This is a genomic window from Alcanivorax sp. VBW004 (genome assembly GCF_009718865.1).
Classification (GTDB): domain Bacteria; phylum Pseudomonadota; class Gammaproteobacteria; order Pseudomonadales; family Alcanivoracaceae; genus Alcanivorax.
Genome location: NZ_WNHC01000001.1, coordinates 712,313 through 736,820, shown reverse-complemented (window position 1 = coordinate 736,820; position 24,508 = coordinate 712,313). Strand labels below are relative to the sequence as shown.

27 protein-coding genes are annotated in these 24,508 nt (G+C 58.9%); 7 read left to right on the top strand and 20 right to left on the bottom strand.

The annotated features are described in order from the left end of the window. Nucleotides 1–21: 21 nt before the first annotated feature. The 3 genes from F1529_RS03425 to pip form a co-directional block, all read right to left on the bottom strand. Nucleotides 22–504, bottom strand: coding sequence for a DUF3015 domain-containing protein (locus F1529_RS03425; protein WP_007149498.1), 483 nt, complete (start codon nucleotides 502–504; stop codon nucleotides 22–24). 171 nt (nucleotides 505–675) lie between these two features. Then, on the bottom strand, nucleotides 676–1,113 hold the full coding sequence (gene dtd / locus F1529_RS03420) for a D-aminoacyl-tRNA deacylase (RefSeq protein WP_155132167.1): 438 nt from the start codon (nucleotides 1,111–1,113) through the stop codon (nucleotides 676–678). After that, on the bottom strand, nucleotides 1,110–2,033 hold the full coding sequence (pip, locus tag F1529_RS03415; protein ID WP_155132165.1) for a prolyl aminopeptidase: 924 nt from the start codon (nucleotides 2,031–2,033) through the stop codon (nucleotides 1,110–1,112). The genes dtd and pip overlap by 4 nt, the downstream gene beginning before the upstream one ends. Between pip and F1529_RS03410 the strand changes: the two genes are divergently transcribed. Next, nucleotides 2,032–2,484, top strand: coding sequence for a nuclear transport factor 2 family protein (locus tag F1529_RS03410; RefSeq protein ID WP_155132163.1), 453 nt, complete (start codon nucleotides 2,032–2,034; stop codon nucleotides 2,482–2,484). The genes pip and F1529_RS03410 overlap by 2 nt on opposite strands. Nucleotides 2,485–2,625: 141 nt before the next feature. Here the strand turns inward: F1529_RS03410 and glnG are convergent, their stop codons facing one another. From glnG to F1529_RS03380, 6 genes are all read right to left on the bottom strand, one after another. Beyond that, nucleotides 2,626–4,056 (bottom strand): nitrogen regulation protein NR(I), encoded by a 1,431-nt coding sequence (glnG, locus tag F1529_RS03405; RefSeq protein WP_007150801.1) that lies wholly within the window; start codon nucleotides 4,054–4,056, stop codon nucleotides 2,626–2,628. A gap of 87 nt (nucleotides 4,057–4,143) precedes the next feature. Then, nucleotides 4,144–5,250, bottom strand: a complete 1,107-nt coding sequence (glnL, locus tag F1529_RS03400) for a nitrogen regulation protein NR(II) (RefSeq protein WP_007150164.1) — start codon at nucleotides 5,248–5,250, stop codon at nucleotides 4,144–4,146. Between the two features lie 141 nt (nucleotides 5,251–5,391). Further along, complete coding sequence (locus F1529_RS03395) at nucleotides 5,392–6,153, bottom strand: DUF4124 domain-containing protein (protein WP_230457694.1); 762 nt, start codon at nucleotides 6,151–6,153, stop codon at nucleotides 5,392–5,394. 143 nt (nucleotides 6,154–6,296) lie between these two features. Beyond that, nucleotides 6,297–7,703, bottom strand: coding sequence for a glutamate--ammonia ligase (glnA, locus tag F1529_RS03390; protein WP_007148645.1), 1,407 nt, complete (start codon nucleotides 7,701–7,703; stop codon nucleotides 6,297–6,299). Between the two features lie 229 nt (nucleotides 7,704–7,932). Beyond that, nucleotides 7,933–8,184 (bottom strand): sulfurtransferase TusA family protein, encoded by a 252-nt coding sequence (locus F1529_RS03385; RefSeq protein ID WP_155132159.1) that lies wholly within the window; start codon nucleotides 8,182–8,184, stop codon nucleotides 7,933–7,935. Nucleotides 8,185–8,336: 152 nt separating this feature from the next. Beyond that, nucleotides 8,337–9,422, bottom strand: coding sequence for a tRNA (5-methylaminomethyl-2-thiouridylate)-methyltransferase (locus F1529_RS03380; protein WP_155132157.1), 1,086 nt, complete (start codon nucleotides 9,420–9,422; stop codon nucleotides 8,337–8,339). 170 nt (nucleotides 9,423–9,592) lie between these two features. Between F1529_RS03380 and F1529_RS03375 the strand changes: the two genes are divergently transcribed. Next, nucleotides 9,593–10,540 (top strand): metallophosphoesterase, encoded by a 948-nt coding sequence (locus tag F1529_RS03375; protein ID WP_155132155.1) that lies wholly within the window; start codon nucleotides 9,593–9,595, stop codon nucleotides 10,538–10,540. 48 nt (nucleotides 10,541–10,588) lie between these two features. On the opposite strand, the gene F1529_RS03370 is transcribed toward F1529_RS03375, so the two are convergent. From F1529_RS03370 to F1529_RS03360, 3 genes are read right to left on the bottom strand one after another with little or no spacing between them, the layout of a single operon-like run. After that, nucleotides 10,589–11,575 (bottom strand): alpha-L-glutamate ligase-like protein, encoded by a 987-nt coding sequence (locus F1529_RS03370; protein ID WP_007148605.1) that lies wholly within the window; start codon nucleotides 11,573–11,575, stop codon nucleotides 10,589–10,591. Next, nucleotides 11,575–13,110 (bottom strand): inactive transglutaminase family protein, encoded by a 1,536-nt coding sequence (locus tag F1529_RS03365; RefSeq protein ID WP_007149821.1) that lies wholly within the window; start codon nucleotides 13,108–13,110, stop codon nucleotides 11,575–11,577. Before F1529_RS03365 ends, F1529_RS03370 begins: the two co-directional genes overlap by 1 nt. Further along, on the bottom strand, nucleotides 13,110–13,724 hold the full coding sequence (locus F1529_RS03360; RefSeq protein ID WP_155132153.1) for a RimK/LysX family protein: 615 nt from the start codon (nucleotides 13,722–13,724) through the stop codon (nucleotides 13,110–13,112). The genes F1529_RS03365 and F1529_RS03360 overlap by 1 nt, the downstream gene beginning before the upstream one ends. A gap of 268 nt (nucleotides 13,725–13,992) precedes the next feature. On the opposite strand from F1529_RS03360, the gene typA reads away from it, so the two are divergent. Continuing rightward, nucleotides 13,993–15,801 carry a translational GTPase TypA gene (gene typA / locus F1529_RS03355; protein ID WP_370456939.1) on the top strand — a complete coding sequence of 603 codons (1,809 nt, stop codon included), beginning with the start codon at nucleotides 13,993–13,995 and terminating at the stop codon, nucleotides 15,799–15,801. Nucleotides 15,802–15,890: 89 nt separating this feature from the next. Here typA and F1529_RS03350 read toward each other — a convergent pair whose 3' ends face one another. Continuing rightward, entirely contained in the window at nucleotides 15,891–16,217 is a 327-nt protein-coding gene (locus F1529_RS03350; protein WP_290516770.1) for a DUF2007 domain-containing protein, read from the bottom strand. A 25-nt stretch (nucleotides 16,218–16,242) separates the two neighbouring features. Continuing rightward, the gene (locus F1529_RS03345) at nucleotides 16,243–16,575 is read right to left on the bottom strand and encodes a DUF4377 domain-containing protein (RefSeq protein WP_230457693.1); all 333 of its coding nucleotides are present in this window, start codon (nucleotides 16,573–16,575) and stop codon (nucleotides 16,243–16,245) included. 83 nt (nucleotides 16,576–16,658) lie between these two features. Between F1529_RS03345 and trmL the strand changes: the two genes are divergently transcribed. After that, nucleotides 16,659–17,132 (top strand): tRNA (uridine(34)/cytosine(34)/5-carboxymethylaminomethyluridine(34)-2'-O)-methyltransferase TrmL, encoded by a 474-nt coding sequence (gene trmL / locus F1529_RS03340; RefSeq protein WP_155132151.1) that lies wholly within the window; start codon nucleotides 16,659–16,661, stop codon nucleotides 17,130–17,132. A gap of 147 nt (nucleotides 17,133–17,279) precedes the next feature. On the opposite strand, the gene secB is transcribed toward trmL, so the two are convergent. From secB to F1529_RS03325, 3 genes are read right to left on the bottom strand one after another with little or no spacing between them, the layout of a single operon-like run. Then, nucleotides 17,280–17,753: a protein-export chaperone SecB gene (gene secB, locus F1529_RS03335; protein ID WP_007150551.1), complete on the bottom strand. Its 474-nt coding sequence runs from the start codon at nucleotides 17,751–17,753 to the stop codon at nucleotides 17,280–17,282. A 12-nt stretch (nucleotides 17,754–17,765) separates the two neighbouring features. Beyond that, nucleotides 17,766–18,026: a glutaredoxin 3 gene (grxC, locus tag F1529_RS03330; protein ID WP_007150626.1), complete on the bottom strand. Its 261-nt coding sequence runs from the start codon at nucleotides 18,024–18,026 to the stop codon at nucleotides 17,766–17,768. 13 nt (nucleotides 18,027–18,039) lie between these two features. Next, nucleotides 18,040–18,456, bottom strand: a complete 417-nt coding sequence (locus tag F1529_RS03325) for a rhodanese-like domain-containing protein (RefSeq protein WP_007150962.1) — start codon at nucleotides 18,454–18,456, stop codon at nucleotides 18,040–18,042. 135 nt (nucleotides 18,457–18,591) lie between these two features. Here F1529_RS03325 and F1529_RS03320 point away from each other — a divergent pair, with 135 nt between their 5' ends. From F1529_RS03320 to F1529_RS03310, 3 genes are read left to right on the top strand one after another with little or no spacing between them, the layout of a single operon-like run. Continuing rightward, nucleotides 18,592–19,758 (top strand): murein hydrolase activator EnvC, encoded by a 1,167-nt coding sequence (locus tag F1529_RS03320; RefSeq protein WP_155132149.1) that lies wholly within the window; start codon nucleotides 18,592–18,594, stop codon nucleotides 19,756–19,758. A 50-nt stretch (nucleotides 19,759–19,808) separates the two neighbouring features. Further along, entirely contained in the window at nucleotides 19,809–21,128 is a 1,320-nt protein-coding gene (locus F1529_RS03315; protein WP_155132147.1) for a S41 family peptidase, read from the top strand. After that, a complete protein-coding gene (locus tag F1529_RS03310) occupies nucleotides 21,128–21,904 on the top strand; it encodes a divergent polysaccharide deacetylase family protein (protein ID WP_155132145.1) in 777 nt (258 codons plus the stop codon). Before F1529_RS03315 ends, F1529_RS03310 begins: the two co-directional genes overlap by 1 nt. Here F1529_RS03310 and F1529_RS03305 read toward each other — a convergent pair. The 3 genes from F1529_RS03305 to hisA form a co-directional block, all read right to left on the bottom strand. Beyond that, nucleotides 21,889–22,776: a bile acid:sodium symporter family protein gene (locus F1529_RS03305; protein ID WP_155132143.1), complete on the bottom strand. Its 888-nt coding sequence runs from the start codon at nucleotides 22,774–22,776 to the stop codon at nucleotides 21,889–21,891. The genes F1529_RS03310 and F1529_RS03305 overlap by 16 nt on opposite strands. Before the next feature lie 140 nt (nucleotides 22,777–22,916). After that, nucleotides 22,917–23,693: an imidazole glycerol phosphate synthase subunit HisF gene (hisF, locus tag F1529_RS03300; protein ID WP_007150815.1), complete on the bottom strand. Its 777-nt coding sequence runs from the start codon at nucleotides 23,691–23,693 to the stop codon at nucleotides 22,917–22,919. A 16-nt stretch (nucleotides 23,694–23,709) separates the two neighbouring features. Further along, nucleotides 23,710–24,450 (bottom strand): 1-(5-phosphoribosyl)-5-[(5-phosphoribosylamino)methylideneamino]imidazole-4-carboxamide isomerase, encoded by a 741-nt coding sequence (gene hisA, locus F1529_RS03295; protein ID WP_007148976.1) that lies wholly within the window; start codon nucleotides 24,448–24,450, stop codon nucleotides 23,710–23,712. Between the last annotated feature and the right edge of the window lie 58 nt (nucleotides 24,451–24,508).

Genomic DNA, 24,508 nt, shown 5'->3' with positions numbered 1-24,508 from the left:
CTGATGGATCTTTTGTGCTGATTAGGCCAGGTACTTGGACAGCGCCTGATCCTGTTTCATCACGTCAGTGATGCTCGCCATCACTTCAGCAGCAGTCACGTCCTGGTTCGGGAAAATCGCCGCGAAGTTTTCATGCATCAGCGCGTTGAAACGTGCGCGGTCTTCAGTCTGAATACCCATGGAAACAGACAGAGCAGTCAGGGCTTCACCGTCACCGGTAGCCATGTCCTGCGCCACTTCTTCCATTACGCCAGTCATACCCAGCAGGCTTTGCCCGCTGTAGGTCAAGGCGCCGCTGGTATCACAACCGTTGGTCCCTGTGGTCATGCCGAAGGTAGCGTTACCGGTAGTACCGTTAACCAACGTTGCCAGAAGGTGCATCGGCATGCCGGATTGACCTTCAAACAGCATGTTACCCCAACCACAGCCTGGACCACCTGGTGCCACAGCCATGGCAGATGTTGAAGCGCCCAACAGAGCGGCAGCGATAAGTGTCTTTTTCATCCTGAATTCCTCCAAGTTTTTATGAATCTTCCTTGGGGATGCAGCGATCATATTGATCGGCCACAACGACTGTCAGCAAATGCCGGCAATGCTCTCCCCGTCACCTTTTCAGGCAACTGAACTCATCATAAACAAGGAGAACGGCTTTGCAATAAGCTTATTCAGAATAAGTCACATCTCAAGCATAAAGGTAACCGGGCCATCATTGACCAAAGAAACACTCATATCAGCGGCAAAAATTCCGGTCGCGACGGGCACATCGTGGGTCCTCAGCTGCGTCACGCAGTACTCGTACAACCGCCGGCCCAGCACAGGATCAGCCGCATCACTAAAGCTCGGTCGGCGCCCCTTGCGGGTATCAGCAGCGAGCGTAAACTGGGAAATTGCTAACAGCTCTCCGCCCACGTCTCTCACATCCCGATTCATTTTCCCTTGCTCATCCGCAAAAACCCTATAGCCGACGATACGCTCCGCCATCCGCTCTACCAAGGCGTCGTCATCGTGCTTTTCTATGCCGATAAGCAATAACAAGCCACTGTTAATCTCCCCCACGGTTCTACCGCCCACATCAACACGGGCTTCGCCAACCCGCTGCATCAACACTTTCAACGCCTATCTCTCCCCTCAAGTCGAATCACCGCTTTAACCAGCGCCTCTGCAACCGCCGGATCCATGGAAGAATGACCGCCTTGCTCGACCCAGTTGAGCACACTGTTTGGCAACACCTGATGCAACGCCAGCGCCTGCTCCGGCGGGCAGACAAAATCCCGGCTGCCATGCACAATTTCCACCGGCACGACACTGCCGGCGCAAGCTTCAAGCAACGGTTGCTCCACAAAGCCATCAGCAAGAAAATAATGGGTTTCCTGGCGAGCCATGCATAACTCGTCATCACTGCCCGGCCCCGGTGGCTGGGTCGGCATCAGTGCCAGGGTGGATTCCCAATTACACCAGGCCCGGGCATAACGGCGAGCGTGCTCGCCTTGCAGCCCCTGATAGTAACGCTCCAGCAAGCTGCCACTGCCCGGCGGCGCTTGCTGCTGGAAGGCTTGCCAGGCCTGCGGGAACATCCTGGCTGCCCCGGCTTCGGTATAAAGCCAGTCGCGATCCTGGCGACGACACAGAAAAATACCACGCAGCACCATGCCGATAATGTGCTGTGGAAACGCCGCCAGATAAGCCAGCGCCAGAGTGGCGCCCCAGGAACCGCCAAAGACCATCCAGCGTTCGACGTGTAACGCCTGTCGAATCTGTTCGAGATCTGCCAGCAAATGGCTCAAGGTATTATCATCAATGGACGCCAGCGGCCGGCTTTGACCGGCTCCACGCTGATCAAACAGAATAATTCGAAACCGTTGCGGGTCGAAAAAACGCCGCAATGCTGGAGAGCAACCGCCACCGGGGCCACCATGCAACACCACCACGGGAATGCCCTGCGGATTACCACTCTCTTCCACATATAACTGATGCCCCTGCCCAACCGGGAGGTAACATTGCCGATACGGCTCAAGAAAAGGAAATAACGCCATGAGTCAGGTTCTGACAGGAAGAAGAATTTCAGCATACCTGTTGTTGATTATGCTGCAAGGGCTGCTGGCAGCTTGTGACAACACGCCCCCGGAGCAGGCCATCAAGGATGCTCTTGCTGAAATCGAAACTGCCATCGAAGACGGCGACACGGGCACAGTCATGGACAGGCTGAGCGACAATGTGGCCATTGAACGGCGCGGCAGAACCCTGCAACGCAAGGACATTCACCGCACCCTGGTGGGCATTTTCTTTCGCTACCCGAACCGCAACCTCACCTTTACACGCATCCAGATTGATCTGGACCCGGTGACACAAAAGCAGGCCCGGGTGCAATTTACCGCTCTGGCTTGGGGAGGAAAAAATGTGCTGCCGGATGATGCCGACAGCTACCAGATGGACAGCCACTGGATCCAGGACGGCGGCTGGAAGATTGAGAGTCTGATTAATTAATAGCTACGCGTTTCTGGTTAGTCTTTTCAGAAAGCAAAGAGGCCGCGCCCAGTATTGGGCGCGGCCTCTTGCGTTTCAGATCGAAACAATGCGCTTTCGCGCAGTTATTAATTATTCATTATTAACTATTAATTACTTCCATCAGTCGTCATCACTTCCAAGCTGGCTTTCCATATCCAGTTCCTTGATCTTGCGTGTCAGGGTGTTGCGCCCCCAGCCCAGCAATGCCGCCGCGTCACGCTTGCGCCCGCCGGTGTGCTGCAGAGCGACTTCAATCATGGTGCGCTCAAAGCCCGGCACCGCTTGTTCAAGGATACTGCGCTCGCCCTGAGACAGCGCCCGGTCAGCCCAGTTGCGCAGGGATTTGAGCCAGTCACCGCTGACATCCGTGCCTTTCGCGGCACCGGTTTCTTTCAGCTCCGGAGGCAGATCATCCACCAGCACTTCCCGGCCGGATGCCATCACAGTCAGCCAGCGACAGGTATTTTCCAACTGCCGTACATTGCCCGGCCAGGTTTGCGCAGACAGGTATTTCTCCGTGTCCTTGTGCAGGATTTTCGGCTCCACCCCCAGCTCACTGCCGGCACGCTGCAGAAAGTAATTGGCCAGGCGGGGAATATCTTCACGGCGCTCCGCCATGCGCGGAATATGGATACGAATAACGTTAAGGCGATGAAACAAATCCTCGCGAAAATCGCCTTCTTTCACCAGCTTTTCCAGATCCTGGTGGGTGGCAGCAATAATCCGCACGTCCACGTGGATCGGCGTGGTCCCGCCCACGCGATAGAATTCACTTTCCTGAAGTACCCGCAACAAACGGGTCTGGGCTTCCAGCGGCATGTCACCGATTTCATCGAGAAACAAGGTGCCGCCATTGGCCTGCTCAAAACGCCCCACACGCTGATTATTGGCGCCGGTGAAGGCCCCCTTTTCATGGCCGAACAGCTCTGATTCAATCAGGTCTTTGGGAATCGCCGCCATGTTCAGGGCGACGAAATTTTTCTCGCGCCGCATGGAATGGCGGTGCAAGGCGCGAGCCACCAGCTCCTTACCGGTCCCGGACTGACCATTGATCAGCACTGTCACATTGGAATGACTCAACCGGCCAATGGCACGAAACACCTCCTGCATGGCAGGAGCTTCACCGATAATCTCGGTGGGCGCTTCTTCAACCGGTTCAGGAAAGTCGCCACGGGACTCTTCCCGATGCTTGATGGCCCGGCGCACCAGCGCCACCGCCTCATCCACATCAAACGGTTTGGGCAGGTATTCAAACGCGCCCCCCTGGTAGGAGGCCACGGCGGAATCCAGATCGGAATGCGCCGTCATGATGATCACCGGTAGATCCGGATTCTTGCGCTGCAAAATTTTCAGCATCCGCAACCCATCCGTGCCGGGCATGCGCACGTCGCTGATCAGCACTTCCGGCTCCTGCCCGCCCTGCTCCAGGGTATTGAGCGCTTCATCCGCATCTTCAAAGCAGGTCACCGCGTAGCCTTCCTGGCCCAGCGCCTTTTCCAACACCCAGCGAATGGAGCGGTCATCATCCACAACCCAAATACTGACACTCATGACCTGCTACTCCTGTTGTTTCCATCGCCACCGCAATCAGCGGCCGGCTTGTATGGCGTCGCTCTGTTCAAAGCAGCGCAATTAACGCTATGTCGGTTTCTCTGTTTCATCCAGCTGCTCCATGGGCAGCAGGATGCTAAACACGGTTTCGCCCGGCTGGCTCTCGCACTCAATCAACCCCTGATGCTGGCTGATGATGGACTGCGCAATGGAAAGCCCCAGCCCGGTGCCGCTGGCACGGCCACTGACCATGGGATAGAACAGGGTTTCCTGCACATCCTCGGCAATGCCCGGGCCGTTATCGATAATGTCCATGCGCAGCACCAAACGGTGACGCTGGGCGCCAATGGTGAACTGGCGCAACACCCGGGTACGCATGGTGATGCGCGGTGCCGGCGTCTTCGATTCCAGCAACGCCTGGGTGGCGTTGCGGATAAGGTTCAGTAATACCTGAATCAGCTGGTCCCGGTCGGCGATCACATCCGGCAAGCTGATGTCGTAATCGCGCCAGATCGCCACGCCTTTGGGGTATTCCGCCAGCAGCAACTGGCGCACATGCTCCAGGCACTCGTGCACATTCACGGCACGGAACTCGGGCGGCTTGCGCGGGCCGAGCATGCGGTCCGCCACCGACCGCAGCCGGTCGGCTTCATCGATAATGACCTTGGTGTACTCGGTAAGCTCCGGGTCAGGCAGCGCCCGCTCCAGCAACTGGGCCGCACCGCGGATGCCACCCAGCGGATTCTTGATTTCATGGGCCACACCTCGCACCAGTGCCCGGGTAGCCTGGTGCGCATGAATCAGCGCTTCTTCACGACTGATCCGCAGCAAGCGATCCAGCGACTGCATTTCCATCAGCAGACACAACGGCTGACCCGGCTCGTTAATCGGGCTGACCGAATAATCCACCATGATTTCATGGCCCGGCGCCACCGACAGCCGCGCCTCACGCTGGGTGAAGGGGTGCTCATCATCAATGCACTGCTGAATGGCGAGGCGGGCTTCTTCATCATCGAAAAAGTAATCGGGCAGAGGCTGACCGACGGCACGGCTGGTACTGGTCGCCAGCAACATTTCCGCCGCCGGGTTCAGGTAGCGCACGCACAAGGCATCGTCCAGCATGATCACTGCGGTACGCAGGTGATCCAGTAGTCGTTTGTGCAACGTAATGTCACCCATCAGAAATTGGCCCATAACAGGGCATAAGCAATTATCAGGCCACCTGTAGATCAGCCCGACAAAGCGGGTATCAGCGGCCTGCAGCACAGGCGTAAAAGCCTGCTATTGATGAGTTTAAAGGGAAGGAGGGGCGGAATGCACCATTAAGGTGCATTGTTAGTTGCTACGGATGCTCCGATTCGGTTTTGCCGGCTGGGCAGCGGTGCCCCGATCTGCACCACCGCCCACGCTGGCAGCGCCCCCGGTTGAAGCACTGCCTCCCACATTGGCCGAACCACCACGGTCCGCTGCACCACCGACTTGCGCAGCACCACCGTTACTCCCGCCACCGGGGAAATTGCGGAAATCACTGACCGTGCTGCGGTGAATGTACACTTCCACCGGCTCGGAGGTGATGCGGGTTTCGCCCTCCTCGCTCACCACTTTCACGATCAGGTTATGCACCCCGCGTTCCGGCGCATCCAGCTGCAGGGCGGGCTGCTCCGCGCCATTATCCAGCAACACCAGGCTATCGCCGGCTTGCAGCCCGGGCTGCAGATTCACGGATACATACACGGCATCGGTCGGGTTACGCAGCGTCGAGCCGCTTTCCGGGGACGTAATGGTCAGCGATGTGTACTCCTCCACCGCGGGGTCCGCCGCCTCTTCCTCTGGCGCCGACACCGCCTCCGGCATTTCCACCTTCTTGATTGGCACTGTATTGGTGGTTTTCAGTTTCACTTCCTCGGAGCGGCTGTTCTCTCCGGGTTGATCCGTGAATACCACATTGCCCTTTTCATCGGTGGTCCGGTAAATCTTCGACGCCGGCGCATCAGCGGCGTCTACCCGGCTGGCACCCTCTTCCTCTTCCGCTGTGGCCGCCAGGCTCAGTCCAGACACCAACCCCAGGGCAACAAACGCAATCAGCGACTTTTTCATTGTTATCTCCATATGACTGTCCTTGATTCTGGCCTGACTCGCCCCTTCAGAAAAGGGGTAAGTGCACAAAATGGCCGCCTTTTCACAGGCAAAAAAAAGCCCCCGACAAGCGGGGGCCCTTTTCTGCTAGGTGCCGAAAGGCATTAGCAAGAGTAGTACATGTCGAACTCAACCGGGTGCGGGGTCATGTTCAAACGCTCAACCTCGGCACGCTTGAGTGCGATGTAGCCATCCAGCATATCCTTGGTGAACACGTCGCCTTCGGTCAGGAAGTCCATGTCTTCTTCCAGACAATCCAGCGCCATGGTCAGGGTGTGAGCCACGGTGGGGATGTCTTTGGCTTCTTCAGCCGGCAGATCGTACAGATCCTTGTCCATGGCATCGCCAGGGTGCATCTTGTTCTTGATGCCGTCCAGACCAGCCATCAGCAGGGATGCGAAACACAGGTACGGGTTCGCAGACGGATCAGGGAAGCGCGCTTCCACACGACGGGCCTTGGCGCTGTTCACAAACGGAATGCGGATGGACGCAGAACGGTTGCGAGCAGAGTAGGCCAGCATTACCGGCGCTTCAAAGCCGGGCACCAGACGCTTGTAGGCGTTGGTGGAAGCATTGGTGAATGCGTTCAGGGCGCGGGCGTGCTTGATGATACCACCGATGAAATACAGCGCTTCGTCAGACAGGCCAGCATAGCCGTCACCGGCAAACAGGTTTTTGCCGTCTTTGCCCAGGGACACGTGCACGTGCATACCGGAGCCGTTATCACCGATCAGCGGCTTGGGCATGAAAGTAGCGGTTTTGCCATAGGCATGTGCCACGTTGTGTACGCAGTACTTGAGGATCTGTACTTCGTCCGCCTTGGCGGTCAGGGTGTTGGCGCCAACGCCGATTTCACACTGGCCCGCAGTGCCCACTTCGTGGTGATGCACTTCGATTTTCAGCCCCATGGACTCCATGGCAGAACACATGGCGCCACGCAGATCGTGCAGGCTGTCTACCGGCGGAACCGGGAAGTAACCACCTTTCACGCCCGGACGGTGACCGATGTTGCCGCCTTCGAAGTCTTCGTGGGACACCCACGCAGCTTCTTCAGAGTGGATGTTGTACATGGAACCCTGCATGTCGGATTTCCACTGCACGGAATCAAATACGAAAAATTCAGGCTCAGGACCGAACAGAGCGGTGTCTGCGATGCCGGTAGACTTCAGGTATTCCTCGGCGCGACGAGCAACGGAACGCGGGTCGCGCTCGTAACCTTGCATGGTGGTCGGCTCAAGAATGTCGCAGCGCAGGTTCAGGGTAGCCACGTCGGTGAACGGGTCCATTACGGCGGACTCATCATCCGGCATCATTACCATGTCGGATTCGTTGATGCCCTTCCAACCAGCGATGGAGGAGCCATCAAACATTTTGCCGTCCTGGAAGAAATCTTCATCGATTTCGCCAACCGGAAGGGTGACGTGCTGCTCCTTGCCAGAGCTATCGGTGAAGCGCAGGTCCACCCATTTCACATCGTTTTCTTTGATCAGTTTGAGGGTCTTAACAGACATTATCGTGCGTCCTCCTAAGGAACAGCGGGTTTGTCTCTGACTCGTCGTGCCACTCTGGGTAAGCGCAACACAAAGAGCCGGTATTCTCGGCCACTGGGCCAGCTTTGCCAATAGGGAGGCAAATACCGTGCCAGCCCTTTTTTAGCGCATTCCCCGCCTAAATCGCAAAAACCAGGGAAGATGATTCATTTTGGTGCACAGCAACAGTGCACTCAATAAGTGCAAAGCACTAAAACAGTGCACCGTTATCTTCACCCACTCGCAGCACCACAAAAACCTCGTTGCCCTGCTCGCCCATTTCCAGCACCTCGTGGCCATTAATCCGGCACCAGGCCGGGATATCGCTTAACGCGCCGGGGTCGGTGCAGACCACTTTTAGCGTATCGCCGGTGGCCAGGGTTCTTACCTTGTTCTGGGTCTTGATCACCGGCATGGGGCACAGCAACCGACGCACATCCAGTTCAATCGGGGTGTCGCTCATCAAGGTATCCTTAGCTTCTAGCTTCTAGCTTCTAGCTTCTAGCTTCTAGCTTCTAGCTTCTAGCTTCTAGCTTCTAAAAGATGGGCCGCGCCGCAAATAAAGCACAACCTCGGCAGCACTTTTTTGTTTTTCTCGCAGCTACGTCGCTGTCTTCAGCCCACATTCCAGCTGGCCAGTACCGCATCCGGCTGCGCCGGCGCCACGGTAATCTCCCGTGCGACCCCGTCAGGGCTGCGCACTTCCAGGGTCACAGCCTCTTCAACCCGGCCCTTGGAGTAACGGGCCACAATGGCGGCAGCCTGTTCCAGCTCCGCATCGCTGCCGAACTGGCCATCCACCAGTGCCAGCGGGCCAGGGCAGCTCACCGTGGTGATGCTGGTAAACTGGTAGCGATAGCCTTCCAGAAAGCGGTTCTCACCTTCCTCGCGGCTGATGATCAGCTTGTAATGGGGCTGCGGACGCAAGTGGCGGCCCACTTTCAGCAGCATGATGTCATCCAGCTCGTAGCGACGCTCGTTGCGGGCCTTCCACAGGTCGGCCAGCTTGTTGGAATAGGATTCATCGGTCAGGAAACAGCAACCGCCGGCGGGCTGGGCAAAGTCATCCAGCCCGAACTTGGCAGCCAGCGCCATCTGCGGCTTGCGATTGCGCCCGGAAAAATCGTGCAGCTCATCGCGATTCACCCAGCCTTCTCGCTCGGGCAGGGTAGGCGGCAGGTTCTGGGCACACAGGGGGCGCAGCAGGCGATCATCCGCACCGGACTCCTGGCTGATGATCGGCATGGTTTCCTTGCGCTGGCTCTTCGGGCGCTGGCCAATTACCTCACCGGTAACAATAAAATCGAAGCCCCGGTCACCCGCCAGCTCACGGGCCTTGTTAATCATCAGCGTGGCCTGGTTGACCATGAAGATCTTGCAGTCCAGGCAGGGATTCAGGTTGGCGCCGTAGCCGTGCTTGGGGTTAAGCACCACATCCTTGTACTCCTCGGAGATATCAATGATGTGCATCTTGATACCCAGCTGCTCGGCGACCCACAAGGCGTTGTTGCGCTTTTCCTTGTCCTTGTCCTTTTTGCGGATGGCATGGGTATGCCCTTCCACGCAGAAGCCGGTGTAGAAGTTGACGCCTTCCACCTCGATGCCCTGCTCCTGCATGACTTTCACCGCCAGCATGGAGTCCAGTCCACCGGACACCAGAGCAATGGCGCGGCGCTTGATTGGTTGGCTTGCCTCTGTCATCGAAAAACCTGCGTTGCTGTGGGGACAGCTCAAAAATTGGGCGGCGCAGTATAGCAATCGCGGGCCAAGGGCGCATCCTCCCGATGGCTGCCACACCGACCGGTTGTCACTTCACCGTCATGCCGGTCCGCCACACTCGGCCACCCATGTAATTGAAATTGCTTTGCTTTATGCGCTCAAGACTTCGCTGGCTGCTGATGGCGTCACTGTTTTCCCTGATCGCTGCCGCGCTGGGCTGGTGGTGGCATACGCCCCACGGCCCCTGGCTGGTTCATCAGGAGCCCCTAGCCGGGCAGCGCATCTGCGCGGTGGGCGATGGCGGCTGGGGCAATGCCCCGTCCATGGCCGTGGGTCAGGCGCTGGTGCACCTGGAATGTGACCAGGTGCGCTACCTGGGGGATCTTGTCTATCCGGACGGCATCACCAGTGCCGACGATCCCTTGCTGGAAAGCCGCTTCCTCACCCCCATGAAACCGGCCATGGACGCGGGCATTCCCTTCTATCTGGTGCTGGGCAATCATGACTGGAAAGGCAGCGGCGAGGCCTGGCTGGAAGTGGCGCGGCGCTACCCACAAGTCCACTTTCCCCACTTCTACTATTTTGAACAATGGCCGGACGCTTGCGCCTTCAGCCTGGAAACCACCTGGTTCGAAAAATGGTATTACTTCCGCCGCCAGGGCAGCTGGCTGGAACAGGCCAAGGAAACGGCCCGCCAGCATGGCTGCCGCTTTAGCCTGGGTTTTGCCCACCACCCCATGTTCAGCACCGGCTCCCACGGTGATGCCGGCGAGATGATCAACCTCTCACTCAAGCCAAAGCTGCTCGGCCACCTGGACCTGCTGGTGGGCGGTCATGACCACGTGCTGTCCGATGAGGGGGAATACCAGGGCACCCGTCAGCTGATTTCCGGGGCCGCCAGCATCAATAACGACCTGGGGCCTCCCAGTGAACAGCAACGCTTCACCCGCGCCACCCACGGCCTGGCCACCATTGATCTGCAGGATGATAACGGGACGATGCAAGCGGAGTACCGCTTTTACAGTGTGCTGGGGAACCCACAGGATCCATTGATCACACTACTCTGGCAGGGCACCCAACAGGGGAAAGGGATTCGCTGAAAGCGGCTGACGAAGGCAGCAAGCGACAGGCTTGCCGCTTGCCGGCCTTTACTCTTCTTCCGCCGGCACCGGGCCGGCCACCGCAAATTGCTGTTTTGCGAAGGCCACGCGTTCGGCCACCGGACGGGTTTCGTCTTTCAGGGCCTCGAGCTGTTTCTCGATAATCTGACAACGGCGCAGCAAGCCGTCATCCATGGCGATCTGGATATTCAGGCCCGGACGGGCATTCAGCTCCAGCATCATCGGACCATGCTCGTGGTCCATCACCAGATCCACCCCCAGATAGCCCAACCCGGTCAGGTCGTAGCAACGGGCTGCCAGCTCCAGGCATTCCTGCCAGTCCGGCACGGTCAGCCCGGCCACCGGATTGGCGGTATCCGGGTGACGTTCGATTTTCAGGTTGTGCCAGGTGCCATCCAGAGTGACCCCGGACGCTAGATCCAGGCCCACGCCGATGGCGCCCTGGTGCAGGTTCGCCTTGCCCTGGGATTGCCGGGTGGGCAAACGCAACATGGCCGCCACCGGGTAACCCTTGAGCACGATGATGCGGATATCCGGCACCCCTTCGAAGCTGATCCGGTTGAACAGTTCGGTGGAACGCACCCGGTATTCGATCAGTGCCTGGTCGCGATGACCGCCGAGGGAATAGATACCGGAAATGATCCCGGAGATATGGTGTTCCAGCTCTTCGGTGGTAATGATGCGTCCGGAAGCGGAGCGGAAATAATCCTCGAAGCGATCGGCAATCACCATGATGCCGTCACCGCCGGCCCCTTGCGCGGGCTTGATTACGAAATCCCGGTGCTGCTCCACTACCCGGTGCAAGGTGCTGATGCCCTGCTCGGTGGCGATGGTGCCGTACATGTGCGGCACACGGATTCCCGCATCCAGCGCCATTTGCTTGGTCTGAATCTTGTCGTCCACCAGCGGGTACAGGCTGCGCTTGTTATAACGCAGGATGTAATCGCCATTGCGCTGATTAATGCCCATGACGCCACGGGCGCGCAGGGCCTTGCGGGTTTTCGACCAGAACATCAGCGTTTATCCCCGTCCACCATGGCACGGAACCGCAACAGCTCGGTGAGGCGATAACCCCGGTAGTGGCCCATCAGCACCATGATTGCGGCCAGGCACAGCAATACGCCCGGGAAGGTGAACACGAAATACACCAGCGGCTGCCACACCATCAGCAGGTGACAGAAGATGGCCGCAACCAGCGTGCCCAGCGCCACTTTCAGCGACTGGGTGCCGCCACGCTCCTCCCAGACGATGGAGGTCCGCTCGATCACCATGGTCAGGATCACCATGGGGAACAACGCCACCGACAGGCCCGAGCCCATGCCCAGCTTGTAGCCCAGCAGGCTGATCAAGGCCATGGCGATCACCACAAAGGTCAGCACCACGGAAAGCCGGGGTAATAACTGTAATTTCAGATGTTCGAGATAGGAGCGCACCGACAACCCGATGGCGGTAATGGAGGTAAACAGCAATACCCCCCAGACCACCTGCGTCTCACGGAATGCCAGGGCGATCAACACCGGGGTAAAGGTCCCCAGGGTTTCCATGCCGATCAGCGAACGAATAAACAACACCAACATGACTCCCACCGGGATCATCACCAGGATGCGGTACAGCTGCTGGGCAGGTAAGGGCAATTCGTAAAGGGAGAAATCGATAAAACTGCTTACGTCTTTCAAACGCAGGGACTGGGCCAGCTGCAACGCGCTCATTTCGTTCTCATGCACGCTGAAGCTCACGTCCGCAGACTTGCCGCCCTCGATATTCAGTAACGGCCCGGGGCCACTCCACCAGACCAGGCGATCCTCCGGCAGGCCCTGCTGGCCATTGAGCGGATTGAAGTACAGCCATTTTTTGCCGTTAAAGCTGCGCAGCCACAGCTCCGGCTGCTGCTCCTGGGTTTCCGCCAGGCGCAACGTATGCACTGGCTCGGCCGGGATATGCGCCACCGCCAACAGCAAGTCGATCACGCTGGCCCGATTCTCCGGACTCACATCGCTGCCCAGCAGCAGCTGGACATTATCGTTTTCCAGCTCGTTGACCCGCTTGATGGTCTCGCTGATAAAGGTTTCCACATCCGCCGAGTGCTGGCGAATCGGCTCCAGCAACGCGTCGGCTGCCAGCTTGTCCGGGCCATCCAGTGTCGGGGCCGGGCGGAATTGGGGGCCGGGATCATTTTCCGGGGCATCCGCATAACGCGGCGTGAGCATGAGGCGGTAATAGAGGTACTGGTTGCCTTCGGCGCGACGGGACGACCAGGTCACCTGCCGGTTGCCTTTCTCCACATTCACGTTCACGCCGTAATTGTTGGAGATAAAGCTTTCATTGAGGGTGGTATAGCCCACTCCCAGCGGCGGCACAAACATGCGCACCTTGACGGGTTTGTTGGCCTTGGCCGAAAAAGAGACCTGGGCATCAACGACCCACACCGGGTCCTTCTCGTCCTGGCTGAGCGGCACATTTTGTACCAACAGCTGGTAAGCGATACTGCCGCCCCCCAACAAAAGCAGGAAAACGGCAAGCAGCCGCGCTTGCAACTTCACAGAACCCATTATAGCGCCTCGGCAGCCTCCATCGTCTCGTCGTCGCTCTCGACAACCTTGTCTTCACTATTGTCTTCACTGGCCTGACAACCGGGTTCGCCCACCGCCATTGATAGCGACGGATCCACCAATGCGCCCAGGCCTTGCAGCGCTTCGGAACCCATCAGCAACGGATAACGAAACTCGCTGCGGTCTGTCAGGTTAACTTCAATCTGCTCCTGGCGGTTGCCCATACAAACCGTCAGGGTTACCACCGGACGACGGCTGTAGTCCCGCTCACCCGGCGACACACTTTCTGCCCGTCGCTTGATGCGCACATGCCCTGACAGTGGCAGCTCCACATCATCCCATTGTTCCGCGGTAATACCCCAATCTTCCCGGTCATCGCGGTCGATGGACAGGTCGAACTCGACCATTTCCACGCCATCCTGCTCAAAAGTACGAATGTAACGGGCGCTCAGGGAGGCAGAATCCGCCCCCGTATCCAGCTTGGCAGGTACCGTAATGCCCAACTCCTTGATGTGCACTTTCTCGTGCAAGCCATAAATCATCTTGCCGGATGAGTCGTCAGCCACCACCACCAAGGGCGCCAGCACCAACAGCAAAGCAAGGAATGTGCGCATTATAACAACCTGATTGTAAAAGCATTACAGCCTGATCTCGGGATTTCCGACCCAGCCTCTGACCGGTCCCCCGGAAAATGGTTGCGCCATTCTAGGCGATCATCGGGCCTCTCGCAGGCTCAACCGTGAAATTTTGAACTTGTTCACAATTGCCAATCTTACGATAAAGGCTGACCGGCGGGCTATCACCCACACGCTACGCTGCTATAATGCGCGCCCCTGCGAAACCGCTGGCACGGTTTCGCCCACCATATTTGGAGCATCACTAGTGATTGAACGTCTGCGCAATATCGCCATCATCGCCCACGTTGACCACGGCAAGACCACCCTGGTGGACAAGCTGCTGCAACAGTCTGGCACCCTGGGAGATCGCGCCGGCGACATCGAACGGGTCATGGACTCCAACGATCTGGAGAAAGAGCGGGGCATTACCATTCTGTCCAAGAACACCGCCATCCAGTGGAATGACTATCGCATCAACATCGTGGACACCCCCGGCCACGCCGACTTCGGCGGTGAAGTAGAGCGGGTCATGTCCATGGTGGATTCCGTGCTGCTGCTGGTAGACGCAGTGGACGGCCCCATGCCACAAACCCGCTTCGTGACCCAGAAAGCGTTCGCCGCCGGCCTCAAGCCGATTGTCGTGATCAACAAAATCGACCGTCCTGGCGCTCGCCCGGACTGGGTGATGGATCAGGTCTTCGACCTGTTCGACAACCTGGGCGCCACCGACGAGCAACTGGACTTCCCGGTAATCTATGCCTCTGCCCTGAACGGCATTGCCGGCCTGGACGCGGATGATCTGGCCGACGACATGACCCCGCTGCTGCAGGCCATCGTCGACAAAGTGGATTACCCGAACGTGGATGCTGACGGCCCTTTCCAGATGCAGATTTCCTCTCTGGACTACAACAGCTACCTGGGCATCGTCGGTATTGGCCGGGTCAAGCGCGGCAACATCAAGGCCAACAGCCCGGTGAAAGTGATCGGCGCCGACGGCAATGTCCGTAACGGCAAGATCCTCACCATCATGGGCTACCACGGCCTGGAGCGTGTCGATGCCACCACCGCGTCCGCCGGCGAGATTGTCTGCATCACCGGCCTAGATCCGCTGAACATTTCCGACACCCTGTGTGATCCGCTGAATGTGGAAGCGCTCACCCCGCTGAGCGTGGACGAACCCACCGTCAGCATGTTCTTCCACGTGAACACCTCACCGTTTGCCGGCCAGGACGGCAAGTTCGTTACCAGCCGCCAGATCCGTGAGCGCCTGGAAGCCGAACTCAAGCACAACGTGGCCCTGCGCGTGGAAGAAACCGGCAGCGCCGACCAGTTCCGCGTCTCCGGCCGTGGCGAGCTGCACCTGTCGGTACTGATCGAGAACATGCGTCGTGAAGGCTTCGAGCTGGCCGTAGGCCGCCCGCAGGTAATCATCCGTGAAGAAGACGGCGTGAAGCAGGAACCCTACGAAACCGTTGTGGCCGACGTGGAAGAACAGCATCAGGGCGCCATCATGGAGCACCTGGGTCTGCGCAAGGCCGAGATGACCAACATGGAACCGGACGGTAAAGGCCGGGTTCGCCTGGAATTTCTGGTACCCAGCCGTGGCCTGATCGGCTTCCGCAGCCAGTTCCTGACCCTGACTTCCGGCACCGGCATCCTCAACAGCACCTTCAGCCACTACGGCGAGCACAAGGCCGGCGACATGGCCAAGCGCATCAACGGTGTGCTGGTATCCATGGTGAAAGGCAAGGTGCTGGGCTTCGCCCTGTTCAACCTGCAGGAACGTGGCCGCATGCTGATCGACCCGAACGTGGATGTGTACGAAGGCCAGATCATCGGCATCCACAGCCGTGGCAACGACCTGGTGGTCAACCCCACCAAGGGCAAGCAGCTGACCAACATGCGCGCCTCCGGCACCGATGAGAACATCGTTCTCACCCCGCCGATCCGTTTCAGCCTGGAACAGGCGCTGGACTTCATCGAAGACGACGAGCTGGTGGAAGTGACCCCCAACTCCCTGCGTATTCGCAAGAAGCTGCTCACCGAAACCGAGCGCAAGCGCGCCGGGCGGTAATTAAGAGACGCAACACGCTGTACGCATCAAGCGCCACGCCTAAAAACGTGGCGCTTTTTGTGTCCGGTGGGTGCACCGCCAACGCGACTTTAACGCAATAGCATCAACACCAGCACCGCACCGATCACCAGCCCCACTATCAAACCCGCCATAAATCCCTGCCCGGCCAGCGGTGCTGCACCGGTAGTGGGCGCCCCCTCTCCCCGATCTGCCGGCTGGCTGGCCTCGAACTCAGCAATCACTTCCCGGGCCCGTGTTTCATCGTTGGCGGCCACCCATACTGTCGCCAGGCCCGCCGCCGGCAGCTCACCCATGCCGCCCTGCAACATATCGCCATGCACCTGGGCCATGATGCCCACCTGGTCCAGCAGGTTGGCCAGCATATGAGCTTCAATCATGTGCCGTGCCTGAAACACACACTTCACCAGCCCTCTCCTCTCGTTACGGGTTCACCGGAGTTTTCTCCACCACTTCCAGCAGTGTATAGCGCAAGCTGCTGCCATCCGCCGGTGGCGATTCCACGTTTTCGACCTTCACTCGCAAGGTGTACTGAAACCCCTCTTCGTAAGTAAAGCCCTCTACGTGGTTATAGAATAGCTCCCAATTGGCATCGGCCTCATGCTTGACCCGCAAACACTCCATCACGCCGACACCAATACATGCCGAGCCATAGGGCGCCACATACAGGAGCTGCCCCGGCTTGTCCTGCGGCGAAGGCTCATTGCAACCGGCCAGTAAAAACAACAACACCAAGGTCCCGCGTTTCCACATCATCATCCATGTCCTGTTATTCTTGTCGTAGCGCTTATCGTAGTTCTGATCAGTACCACGCCCACCCCGCCAAGGCAAAACCCGACATGCTGCATATCGCCCTGTTCGAGCCGGAAATCCCCCCCAACACCGGCAACATTATCCGCCTGGCCGCCAACACCGGCGCCCAGTTGCATCTGATTGAGCCATTGGGGTTTTCCCTGGAAGAGAAGAAACTGCGCCGCGCCGGCCTCGACTACAGCGAGTTCGCCGCATTACAGGTGCATCGGGATTTTGCCGCGTTTCAGGAAAGTGTCGCTGGCCAGCGGCTGTTCGCCATGACCACCAAGGGTAGCCGCCCCCATAGCGAAGCCTGTTTTCAGGACGGAGATGTTCTGTTATTCGGGCCGGAAACCCGCGGCCTGCCGGACCCCATTCTGGAAAGTCTGCCGCCAACACAGAGATTGCGCCTGCCCATGGTGGCGGATAGCCGCAGCCTTAATCTCAGCAATGCCGTTGCCGTAACGCTCTATGAAGCATGGCGACAGCTGGGATACGAAGGTGCAATTAATAATGAATAATTAATAACATCACGGGATAGATTTTGTCCGTATTGAAACGCAAGAGGCCGCGCCCATACATACTCTGGGCGCGGCCTCTTGCATTCCGGCATAACAAACGCTGCTCTCGCAGCTTTTAATTATCCGTTATTAACCATTAATTGCAGTTTACTGAACGGTCTCGCCCGCCGCCGCAGCATTTTCCTGTTGCTGCTGACGCTGCTGCTGATACAGCGCATCGAAGTTGATCGGCTGCAGCACCATCTGCGGGAATGACCCCTTGGCCACCAGGTCCGACACCACTTCACGCACATACGGGAACAGCAGATTCGGGCAATACGCGCCGAGCAATTGCGCCCGCTCTTCGCCTTCGATGCCTTTCACGGTAAAGATACCGGCCTGCTTCACTTCCACCAAATAGAACGTCTTTTCTTCGGCTTCGTCCTTGGCGGTCACCGTCACGGTGATTTCCACTTCGAACTCATCGCCTTCACCAACACGGCGGGCGCTGTTGTTCAGCTGCACGTTCACCTTGGGTTTCCATTCCTGCAGGAACACTTCCGGTGCACCCGGGCACTCGAAGGACGTGTCTTTCAGGTAAATACGCTGCAGTTGGAAAACCTGTTGCTGTTCATCAGCCATGTTCTTCTCCTGTTACTGGCCTGCTCCGAGCAGAGCATCGAGCTCCCCCGCTCGCTCCAGAGCAAAAAGTTCATCACAGCCACCGATGGCGTGATCATTAATGAAAATCTGCGGCACCGTGCGGGCACCGCCGCGCTGCATCATGACTGCACGCTGCTGGGGCTCGCGATCCACATCGGTATCCTCGAACGCCACATTCTTGCTGTTCAGCAGCTGCTTGGCACGCACGCAAAACGGGCACCAGGCAGTGGTATACAGTTCGACTTTGGCCATCTCTGCCTCCTGCTTACTCTTTGACCACCGGCAGGCTGGCTGATCGCCAGGCGTTCAGGCCACCCTGAATGCGATACAGATCAGAAAAGCCCTTGGTGCGCAGTTGCCGTCCCAGATGTGAGGCCTTTGCCCCCATATCACAAGTCAGGATGAGGGGTTTGTCCTTGTATTTTTCCAGCTCTGCAATACGATCAAGCGCCTGCCCGGCGGGAATATTGATGCTACCGGCAATATGCCCGGTGCGGAACTCATCGCTGTCGCGCAGATCCACGATCACCGCGTCTTTCTGGTTCACCATGTTGGTGGCCAACTGCGGCGTTAGAGACTGGCCGCCGCGGCGGGACTCAAGCACAAAAAACAGTGCCCACAACAGGAAAAAGGCGGACACCAGAATATAATGGTTGCTGGCGAATTCAATCAGATTGCCCATGGAAACCCCGGATCATTAGCGTTGGCTCTAATCGGCGCCAATGGTGCGGCGCCACTGTTTCCCCCGGGAAAGAAAGCCGAAGGAAAATCGGCGCCAAGTATACACATCCCCGGGCCGTTAAGGTAAAACCTCGCCATGACCCGACGATTACTGCTGCTTCTACTGCTCCCGGCCCTGCTCCCTGTTAGCGGGGTGGCGGACACCGCGCCCAGCAAGGCCCAGCTGGAGAAGCTCAAATCCCGCATCAGCGAATTGAGCGAGGCCCAGAGCCGCGAATTGCGCGAACGTGATTCCGTGCAGGCCAGCCTGCGCGAGGCGGAACTGCGCATCAGCCGGCTGACCCGGGAACAACGGAATCTGGAAAAAAAGGCAAGCACCGCCCGGCAACGCCTCGACGGCCTGGAGGCAGAACAGGCAGTGCTGGCCGCAGAAAAACGCACCCAGCTGGACTGGCTGGGCAAAACCGTGCGCGCCAGTTATCAGGCCGGCCGCCAGGAACGCATCAAACTGCTGCTCAACCAGGAACAGCCCGACCAGATCGCCCGCCTGCTGCGCTACCAGGAATATTACCAACGCGCCCGCAGCAACCGCCTCAAGGCCGTCAACGGCGAGCTTGATGAACTCAAGGCGATTGCCCTGCGGGTAGAGAAGGCCCGCCAGGTGCTGCTGGAAAAACGCACCGACGTGCAACGCCATGCGGACAAACTGCAAGACGCCCAGAAAGAGCGCCAGGCCACACTGGCATCACTGAACCGCTCACTGGATGATCGTGGCAGCAATCTTAACCAGCTCAAGGCAGATCAGCAGCGCCTGCAAAAGCTGCTGGCAGACATGCAGCGCAGCCTCAATGACATTCCTGCCGACCTGGGCGGCAAGCCCTTCGGCAATCTGGCCGGTAAACTCCCCTGGCCCGTGGAGGCACGCATTTCCACCGGCTATAACAGCCGCAGGGAAGGCGCGCTGCGCTGGCAAGGCGTCATTTTCAATGCTGCCCCGGGCACCCCGGTCCGAGCGATCCATGCCGGCCGCGTGGTGTTTGCCGACTGGCTGCGCGGTTATGGCCTGCTGACCATTGTTGATCACGGCAACGGCTACCTGACTCTTTACGGCTACAACCAGAGCCTGTTACGCGAGGTCGGCGAATGGGTGTCCGCCGGCGACAGCCTGGCCCTGGCCGGCAATTCCGGCGGCAACCGGACCAACGGTCTCTACTTCGAGATACGCCACCGGGGCAAGGCTGTGAACCCCACACGCTGGTGCAATCAGCGTGTTACACTGCCGCCATTGGCGCAAAATCGATGATGAACTTTGAAACGCGCACACCTTTTTTCTGTGCCCGCCGGGGATCCTGAATGCCAACAACCATCCTGCCCACGCTCCGTTCTGTCGCGCTCACCGGCCTGCTTGCCCTGAGCCCGCTCACCGCACTTCACGCTCAGGACCCTGCCCTTGATGAGCAGGCCCGCCAGCAAGGCGTCCCGGTGGACGAGCTGCGCGCCTTTGCCGAGGTCATGGAACGCATCCGTGCGGCCTACATTGAAGACGTGGATGACCGTGAACTGCTGGAAGCCGCCATCCGCGGCATGCTCCACGATCTGGACCCGCACTCCAACTACCTGACCCCGGACCAGTTTGACGACCTGCAGGTGACCACCACCGGCGAATTCGGCGGCCTGGGCATCGAAGTCACCATGGAAGACGGCTTTGTCAAAGTGGTCACCCCGGTGGATGACTCGCCGGCCAGCAACGCCGGCATTCTCGCGGGCGACCTGATCCTCAAGATCGACGACACCTTTGTGAAAGGGCTGACCCTGGGCGAAGCCGTAGAGCTGATGCGCGGGGAAATCGGCACCAAAATCGACTTGATGGTCCTTAGCGAAGGCGACGAAAAACCCCGCCAGGTAAGCCTCGAACGCGACCGCATCCAGACCCACAGCGTGAAATCAAAAATGCTGGAACCGGGCCTGGGCTACCTGCGCATTTCCCAGTTCCAGAACAACACCGGTGACGACGCCCGCAAAGCGCTGGACAAGCTCAACAAGGACACCGCTCTTAACGGCCTGATTCTCGATCTGCGTAATAACCCCGGCGGCGTGCTCAACGGCGCCGTGGAAGTCACCGACCTGTTCCTGGATGCCGGCCTGGTGGTGTACACCCAGGGCCGCGACAAGGCGAGCCGAAACGACTTTGATGCCAGCGCCGGCGATGCCCTGAACGGCAAACCGCTGGTGGTGCTGGTCAACGGCGGCAGCGCCTCCGCCTCGGAAATCGTGGCCGGCGCCCTGCAGGACCAGGAACGCGCCATCGTGGTGGGCAACCGCACCTTCGGCAAAGGCTCCGTACAAACGGTATTGCCATTGAGCAAGGACCGCGCCCTGAAACTCACCACCGCCCGTTATTACACCCCAAAGGGGCGCTCCATTCAGGCAGAAGGGATTGAACCCGACATTGCCGTGGATGTGGTCACCAAGATCGAAGTACGCGAAGACATGCACCTGCGTGAAGCAGACTTGCCTCGCCACCTGGACAATGAAAACGGCGACAGCGAGAAAGAGAAGAAACGCAGCTCCCTGGCCGAGGACGATTACCCGCTGGCGCAGGCGCTCTCCATTCTCAAAGGCGTCGTCCTCACTCAGCGCCCCGCCCACGCCTCACAGCCCGACCAGCCTTGATGACAGGCCGGTTACTGGCCCTGGGGTGGCTGCTCCCGGGGCTGCTGTTGAGCGCCAGCGCGCTGGCCGCACCACGCATTGCCATCATCATTGATGACCTGGGCTACAGCCGGCAACACGGCCAGGCCATTGTGGACCTGCCCGCGCCGGTCACCTGCGCGGTGATCCCCTTTTCCCCCCATGCCCGCCGACTGGCGGAGCGGGCCAGCCTGGCCGGCAAGGAAGTGCTGGTGCACATGCCCATGGCCGCGCAACGCCATCAGGTCCTTGATCAGGGCGGCCTGCGGGGCGGGATGGATCAGCCTCAACTGCTGGATGCGGTGCGCCAGGCCCTGAGCCAGATTCCCCAGGCCCGCGGCCTGAACAACCATATGGGCAGCGCGCTTACCGAACAGCAACAGCCCATGGGCTGGCTGATGACAGAGTTGAAGGCGCACCAGCTATTCTTTGTGGACAGCCGTACCAGCAGTCATTCCGTGGCACAGCAGGTGGCCCGGCAGGTGGGGCTATCCCACGCCGGGCGCGATGTCTTTCTGGATAATGAACGCAATCTGGTCAGCATCAATGAGCAGTTCAACCGGCTGATCCGGCTGGCCCGGCAACGCGGCCAGGCGATTGCCATCGGCCACCCGTATCCGGAAACCGTGCACTACCTGCAGCAGGTACTGCCCTTGATGCAAGACGCCGGCATTGAGGTAGTGTCGGTGTCCACGCTATTGAGCACCCCGGCAGTGACCACAGCCACCACCGGGAGCGAAGCTCACGCCGGGTCCTGATCCCGGTTTTTGCCGATACCGGTAAGTTTGGCGTAACCGATCATCAGGAAACCGAAAGCAAACATCAGTACACCGTAAACCGCAGACGGCACAGACATGGCCTCGGAATGCAGCAGGGTCAAGGTCACCATCAACCCCAGCGTACCGTTCTTGATTCCCAGCTCGATGGCCACAGTGAATGCCTGATCACGGCTCAAGCCGATCACCCGGCCACCCACCATGCCCAGAACAATACCGGCCAGATTGAGAATAATGGCGGACACACCAGCCTGCTTGAACAGCACCAGAGCTTCATCGCCCAGCTCCACCAGCAATAGCGCAATCACCGCCACCATCACCGCCAGCCCCAGCAGCCCCACGGCCTTTTCGCCCTTTTCCGCCCAGTTCTGGCGGAAGTGACGAATAGCCATGCCGATGGCCACCGGCAACAGGATAATCACGAACAGGGTAATGATGGTGCGCATCACGGGCAGTTCCAGCGCTTTGGCGGTGTCCTGAAAACGCTCCAGGGCCCAACCGGTAAACGCAGGCAGCGTGACAATGGTGATCAGGCTGGCGAGCACGGTCAGCACAATGGACAGGGCCACATCACCGCGCCCCAGATAGACAAACAGATTGGAGGTGGTGCCGCCCGGGCAGGCGGCAATCACGATAAGGCCCACCGCCAGCGCTGGCGACAGGTCCAGCGCCAGTGCCACGCCCAGGGCGATGAGCGGGAGCAGGAGTATCTGGCAGACCAGGCCATAGAAGGTGCCACGCGGGGCAACAACAACTTCGCGGAAATCTTTGGGGGTCAGGGTCATGCCCATTCCCACCATGATCAAAAACAACGATAACGGCAGCCCGATATCAATCAACGCACCTGAACCCATTACAACTCTCCCGTGATTTTTTTATGGTCTTTCAACAGGGGCAGCGCCCCCAAAACCTCGAGAGTAAAACAGGGTTCCATTTATAGCCAGTACGTAACGGCTAAAGTTGTGACAGGAGGTTAAAACCGAGAGAAGGCCGATCAGCCCAGGCGCATTTCCACGCCGGCCGACTGCATAAATTCCTTGGCCTGCTGCACCGAATATTCGCCAAAGTGGAAAATCGACGCCGCCAGCACCGCATCAGCGCCGCCCTGCTGCACACCGTCCACCAGATGTTGCAGATTGCCGACCCCGCCCGAGGCGATCACCGGCACCGGCACCGCATCGGAGATGGCACGGGTCAGCGCGATGTCAAAACCGTTCTTGGTGCCATCACGATCCATGCTGGTCAGCAGGATTTCACCGGCACCGTAGTCGGTCATTTTGCGCGCCCACTCCACCGCATCCAGGCCCGTGGGTTTGCGGCCACCGTGGGTGAAGATTTCCCAACGATTGGTGTCGCTTTCCGCGCTGACTTTTTTCGCGTCGATGGCCACCACAATACACTGGGAACCAAACCGCTCCGCCGCTTCACGGACAAACTCCGGGTTATGTACCGCCGCCGAGTTGATCGCCACCTTGTCCGCACCGGCATTCAGCAGGTTACGAATATCTTCCAGCGCACGCACGCCGCCACCCACGGTAAGCGGAATAAACACCTGGCTGGCGATCTGCTCCACTGTGTGCAGCGTGGTATCGCGCTCCTGATGGCTGGCGGTGATATCCAGAAAGGTAATTTCATCTGCACCGGCATCGTTATAGCGCTTGGCAATTTCCACCGGGTCACCGGCATCGCGGATATCCACGAACTGCACGCCTTTGACCACGCGGCCGGCATCCACATCCAGACACGGAATAATGCGTTTGGCTAAACCCATAATACGTCCCCGGCGCTCAGGCGCCGCTCAACTCATCAGACAGCGCCTGGCCTTCGGCAAAGTCCAGGGTGTTTTCGTAGATGGCACGGCCGGTAATGGCACCACTGATGCCCTGGTCAGCCACCGCACACAGGTTGCGCACGTCATCCAGATTGGTAATGCCGCCGGAGGCGATCACCGGAATCGACATGGACTGGGCCAGTCTCACGGTGGCATCCACATTCACGCCCTGCAGCATGCCGTCGCGGCTGATGTCGGTGTAAACAATGGCGGACACGCCGTCGTTCTCAAACTGTTTCGCCAGATCGATCACATCCACATCGGTCACGTTCGCCCAGCCATCGGTGGCCACTTTGCCGTCTTTGGCGTCCAGGCCCACGATGATGTGGCCGGGGAACTGCTCACACATGGCTTTGACGAATGCCGGCTCATTCACCGCCTTGGTGCCAATGATCACCCACTGCACCCCCGCATCCAGGTAGGCCTGAATAATTTCCGGGCTACGAATACCGCCACCAATCTGGATCGGCAGGTCCGGGTGGGCCTTGGCAATCGCCTTGACGATCTCGCCATTCACCGGCTCACCGGCAAAGGCCCCGTTCAGGTCGACCAGGTGCAAGCGGCGAGCGCCACGTTCCACCCAATGGCTGGCAACGGCAACCGGGTCGTCGGAGAACACGGTGTCGTCTTCCATACGGCCCTGCTTGAGGCGTACACATTTACCGTCTTTCAGGTCGATGGCGGGAATCAGTAACATCAGAATCTCTTTATCAAATTCATGGAAGCCCGCCTTCCCCGGCCGGGAGAAGGCGGGC

Bases quoted from the DNA above. Each gene is read 5' to 3' on its own strand.
- trmL (WP_155132151.1), top strand. From the start codon at position 16,659: ATGCTGCATATCGCCCTGTTCGAGCCGGAAATCCCCCCCAACACCGGC.
- F1529_RS03425 (WP_007149498.1), bottom strand. From the start codon at position 504: ATGAAAAAGACACTTATCGCTGCCGCTCTGTTGGGCGCTTCAACATCT.
- F1529_RS03410 (WP_155132163.1), top strand. From the start codon at position 2,032: ATGAGTCAGGTTCTGACAGGAAGAAGAATTTCAGCATACCTGTTGTTG.
- F1529_RS03315 (WP_155132147.1), top strand. From the start codon at position 19,809: ATGCCAACAACCATCCTGCCCACGCTCCGTTCTGTCGCGCTCACCGGC.
- hisF (WP_007150815.1), bottom strand. From the start codon at position 23,693: ATGGGTTTAGCCAAACGCATTATTCCGTGTCTGGATGTGGATGCCGGC.
- F1529_RS03345 (WP_230457693.1), bottom strand. From the start codon at position 16,575: ATGATGTGGAAACGCGGGACCTTGGTGTTGTTGTTTTTACTGGCCGGT.
- F1529_RS03370 (WP_007148605.1), bottom strand. From the start codon at position 11,575: ATGTTCTGGTCGAAAACCCGCAAGGCCCTGCGCGCCCGTGGCGTCATG.
- glnL (WP_007150164.1), bottom strand. From the start codon at position 5,250: ATGGGCCAATTTCTGATGGGTGACATTACGTTGCACAAACGACTACTG.
- F1529_RS03395 (WP_230457694.1), bottom strand. From the start codon at position 6,153: ATGAAAAAGTCGCTGATTGCGTTTGTTGCCCTGGGGTTGGTGTCTGGA.
- F1529_RS03310 (WP_155132145.1), top strand. From the start codon at position 21,128: ATGACAGGCCGGTTACTGGCCCTGGGGTGGCTGCTCCCGGGGCTGCTG.
- F1529_RS03320 (WP_155132149.1), top strand. From the start codon at position 18,592: ATGACCCGACGATTACTGCTGCTTCTACTGCTCCCGGCCCTGCTCCCT.
- glnA (WP_007148645.1), bottom strand. From the start codon at position 7,703: ATGTCTGTTAAGACCCTCAAACTGATCAAAGAAAACGATGTGAAATGG.
- secB (WP_007150551.1), bottom strand. From the start codon at position 17,753: ATGGCTGATGAACAGCAACAGGTTTTCCAACTGCAGCGTATTTACCTG.
- glnG (WP_007150801.1), bottom strand. From the start codon at position 4,056: ATGAGTGTCAGTATTTGGGTTGTGGATGATGACCGCTCCATTCGCTGG.
- hisA (WP_007148976.1), bottom strand. From the start codon at position 24,450: ATGTTACTGATTCCCGCCATCGACCTGAAAGACGGTAAATGTGTACGC.
- pip (WP_155132165.1), bottom strand. From the start codon at position 2,033: ATGGCGTTATTTCCTTTTCTTGAGCCGTATCGGCAATGTTACCTCCCG.
- F1529_RS03385 (WP_155132159.1), bottom strand. From the start codon at position 8,184: ATGAGCGACACCCCGATTGAACTGGATGTGCGTCGGTTGCTGTGCCCC.
- F1529_RS03380 (WP_155132157.1), bottom strand. From the start codon at position 9,422: ATGACAGAGGCAAGCCAACCAATCAAGCGCCGCGCCATTGCTCTGGTG.
- F1529_RS03365 (WP_007149821.1), bottom strand. From the start codon at position 13,110: ATGGGTTCTGTGAAGTTGCAAGCGCGGCTGCTTGCCGTTTTCCTGCTT.
- F1529_RS03360 (WP_155132153.1), bottom strand. From the start codon at position 13,724: ATGCGCACATTCCTTGCTTTGCTGTTGGTGCTGGCGCCCTTGGTGGTG.
- F1529_RS03305 (WP_155132143.1), bottom strand. From the start codon at position 22,776: ATGGGTTCAGGTGCGTTGATTGATATCGGGCTGCCGTTATCGTTGTTT.
- grxC (WP_007150626.1), bottom strand. From the start codon at position 18,026: ATGGCCAAAGTCGAACTGTATACCACTGCCTGGTGCCCGTTTTGCGTG.
- F1529_RS03325 (WP_007150962.1), bottom strand. From the start codon at position 18,456: ATGGGCAATCTGATTGAATTCGCCAGCAACCATTATATTCTGGTGTCC.
- F1529_RS03375 (WP_155132155.1), top strand. From the start codon at position 9,593: ATGCGCTCAAGACTTCGCTGGCTGCTGATGGCGTCACTGTTTTCCCTG.